Source organism: Hymenobacter sp. (assembly GCF_035709525.1).
Classification (GTDB): Bacteria; Bacteroidota; Bacteroidia; order Cytophagales; family Hymenobacteraceae; genus Hymenobacter.
Map to the genome: position 1 here is coordinate 1 of NZ_DASTEP010000053.1, position 3,516 is coordinate 3,516.

Sequence of the window (3,516 nt, forward strand, 5' to 3'; positions counted from 1 at the left end):
GCTTCACCGCGTTCAGCATGACTCATTTTTACATTTTTCCAGTTCGAGCTACTGGCTGATGGCCACGGCGCGGCGCAGCTGGCGCGAGTAAGCCAGGCGCATGTCGTTGCCGGCGGCACCGGGGTAGTCGAAGCCGATGGCGTTGGGGTCGGCGCGCAGGCTGTCCCAGGCTTTGGCATCGAGCTCGGCGGGCTGGGCGGCCGTGCCGGGCACGGCGGGGCGGGTGAAGTGGTCTTCGGCGAAGAAGTTGTTCATGCGGCGCAGGATGGCGATTTCCTGGTCGCGCACGGTGGCCATCTTGCTGTCTTGGGCGGTGCTGCCGGCCAGCAGGGCGCGGGCGGGCATTACCTCGTGGCGCAGGGTATCGCCCTGGGCGCTGAGTACGATGAGGTGCACGCGGCTGGTGAGAATGCGCGGCCCACGCAGCTGAAGCACAAAATTATCCTTGGTTTTGGGGTCCGAAAAAGCATGGCTGGCCCGCACCGTATTGAGCACCGTGGCCCCGCTAACGCGGCGGCCCGTGCTGCTGGGCGGCACGTACACGCTGCGCGGGTCTTTGGTAGAGGTCGCTACCTCACGCTCGGTATTGATGCAGGAAGTGTTGAGCTGCAATAGTATGGCTACCGCGCAAAAAGTAAAAAGAGAGGCTTTCATAAAACAGAAAAGAATAAGACGGACAGGCGAAGTAGCTTAAAAAAAGTGGCTTAACATACGCAAAATCTCGGCGGCCGGATGCTAAAACCAGCCAATCTCGAGCCCCACCACCAAGCGGCTCGGCTCGGGCGGGCGAAGGCTTTCGGTGGGGCGCAGGGCCGGGCTGAGGCGGTAGCGGCCCACCAGCGCCAGCGAGCCGCTGCCCAGGCGCACGCCCACGCCGCCCAGCCAGCGCGCCAGGTAGGGCGGCGCGTGGCGGGTAATCTCTACTTCGCCCTGGCCGGTGTCCTTGTCGCGGGTGGTGTGGTTGGCGGCCAGGGCCGGGCCACCGTAGGCTAGCAGGTCGAGGTAGGTGCCCACCACGTTGCCGCGGGGCCGCAGGCCGGCGTTGAGGCGCAGGCCCAGCTCGCCTTGCAGCTGGTGGTAGGTCAGGGTTTCGGTGTCGTGCAGGGCGGTGAAGGGCGCGGCCTTGGGGCCGGCATCCTGGGCCAGGGCGTAGCGCAGGTAGGCGTAGCGCAGGTCAGTGGTAAACGCCAGGTGGTCGGACACGCGCCACTTGAGGCGGCCGCCCACCTGCGTTTCAGACGAGGCGAAGCCGTGGCGCAGCGGCAGGCCGGCCTGGCTGCCGCCCGCCACCAGCCCGTAGCTGGCGTAGAGGTGCCCGAAGTAGCGCCGGTTGGGCCCCGTGCGCGGCGGCAGGGTATCCTGGGCCACGTTGGTTTGCAGCAGCACTTGCTGCGCGTGGGCGGCCGGGGCGGCCAGGCACGCGGCGAGCAGCCACTGGTAGTTGTTCTTCATAGATATGGACTAGAAACTGCGCTAGGCGGGCACGAAGCTAGCGGCAAGCGGCGAGGCTTGCGCTTGAAACCAATGCGCCTCGGCCGTTTTGGCTTGCTGGCCAGCCGCTTTGCACTGTTTTACATAGCAGAGTCAGAAATCGAGCTACGGGTTGCGCGGCAGCGCTGGGGTGGCCGCCCCGCCAAGCCCTCTACTCCGCATATTCGCCGGTGTAGCCCCGAAAGGATACCCGCAGCACGGTACCGCCCTTCAGCATACGGCGCGGCACTTGCAGCACCGCGCGCTGGGCCACGGCGCGCACCTCGTAGCGGTGCAGCACGCCCCGGCGGTTGGCCAGGTGCCAGTAGAGGCGCGGCGGATAGGCCTCGGGGGCCGGCAGGGGCTGGGTGCCCGTGTCGGCGGGGCGCTCCTGGCCCACGGGGGCCACGCCGGTGGGCTGGGTAGGTGCCGCGCCCGGCCGCACGGGCGGGTTGGAGCTGGCATCGGGGCCAAGGGCGGCCAGCCAGGCGGGGCTGGCCTCTTCGGGGTCGGTGAGCAGGGGCAGTGGCTGAGCGCTGGGCACGGTGGCCGCCGGCCGCAGCACCACTGTCACCACCGAGTCGTGGGCCACAAAGTCGAAGGTGGGCGCAAGCTGGCGCGAAGCCGCTTTTTTACCTTCCGTGAAGTAGCTGGCCTGGGGCCGGCCGTAGCCGTGGGCGTAGTCGTAGTACGGGTATAAATCAGCCGATTCGCGCAGCTGCCGAAAGAGGTCCATCGCCTTGGTCGCGCGCTGCTGCTGCCAGGCGCAGGCCGCAAAGCCCGCCACCAGCGGCGCGGCAAACGAGGTGCCTTCCAGGCGCTCGTAGCCGCCGGGCGTGGTAGTGAGCACGATGCCAAAGGCCGACACATCGGGCTTGAGGCGGCGGTCGGCGCTGGGGCCGGTCGAGCTGAAGGCCACGTGCAGGCCGGTGGCGGGGTCGAGGCCACCCACGGCCAGCACCGAGTCGGCATCGGCGGGCGTGCCAATGCGGCCCCAGTCGTCGTCGCCGTCGTTGCCGGCGGCGCTCACCACCAGCATGCCCTTGCGGGCCGCCAGGTTGGCCGCCCTTCCGATGAGCGAGTGGCGGCCATCCATCCACTCCGGAAAGTAGCGCTGCTCGGTATACGCCAGGGATGAGCTGATGATGTCGGCCCCTTCGCGGTCGGCCCACTCGGCAGCTTTCAGCCAGGCTTCTTCTTCACCAATGCGCTCGCGGGTCAGGCTTTCGGTGCGGGCCAGCAGGTAAGTAGCCTCGGGTGCCAGCCCCAAAAGCGGGCCGGCGTGCAGGCTATCGGGGCCGGGCAGGCGGCCGGCCAGGCAGCCTAGCACCTCGGTGCCGTGGCTGCCGGTGCGGTACACGTCGGGCCGGTTTTTCAGAAAATCATGGGTAGCCACCACCCGCCGCTCGCGCCACAGCGCCCCAAACGCCGGGTGCTCGCGCACGCCCCGAAAGCCCACGTCGAACACCGCGATGCGCACGCCCTTGCCCGTGAGGCCGGCCCGCACCAGCGCCGGGCGGCCCAGCACGGCCGTTTGCTGGCGGGCCAGCAGGTAGTCGTTGGCGCTGATGTCGAAGCCGCTGTTTGCGGCTTTGGGCGCGGCGGCTGGCCGGGCGGCCAGCGCTGGCTGGGTCGGGTTTTCGGGCCAGCTCGCTACCCGCGCCACGCCCGGCAGCTGCCGCAGCGCGGCGGCCTGGGCGGGTGTGGCGCGGCAGGCCACGGCATTAAACCAGCGGCTGACCAGCGTAATGGTGTCGCAGCCGACTTGCAGCCGGGCCAGGTAGTCGGGCCGCACGGGCAGGTCGGAGGCCTCGTAGGCGGGCAGCCCCTGGCGCTGGCGGCGGGCTCGCGCGGCGGGGCTGAAGTAGGTGGCCGGGTCGAAGGCCACGCCGGTTTTATCGGTGAAGCTGACCCAGTAGCGGGCAGAAGGTTCGTCCGAGACCGAGCGTTGGGCGGCGGCCGGGCCGGGCAGGTGCAGCAGGGCAAGCAGCAGCCCGGCGGCCCACCGGCCCCGGCTGCTTGGTGGTAAGGACATAGCTCAGGAAT

At 69.1% G+C, this 3,516-nt stretch carries 3 protein-coding genes; all 3 read right to left on the minus strand.

Annotation, left to right across the window (positions count from 1 at the left end):
* Positions 1 to 48: 48 nt before the first annotated feature.
* The gene (locus VFO93_RS04560) at positions 49 to 654 is read right to left on the minus strand and encodes a hypothetical protein (RefSeq protein WP_325133143.1); all 606 of its coding nucleotides are present in this window, start codon (positions 652 to 654) and stop codon (positions 49 to 51) included.
* 81 nt (positions 655 to 735) lie between these two features.
* Positions 736 to 1,452 carry a hypothetical protein gene (locus VFO93_RS04565; RefSeq protein ID WP_325133144.1) on the minus strand — a complete coding sequence of 239 codons (717 nt, stop codon included), beginning with the start codon at positions 1,450 to 1,452 and terminating at the stop codon, positions 736 to 738.
* A 190-nt stretch (positions 1,453 to 1,642) separates the two neighbouring features.
* Positions 1,643 to 3,505, minus strand: a complete 1,863-nt coding sequence (locus VFO93_RS04570) for a S8 family serine peptidase (RefSeq protein WP_325133145.1) — start codon at positions 3,503 to 3,505, stop codon at positions 1,643 to 1,645.
* Positions 3,506 to 3,516: the final 11 nt, after the last annotated feature.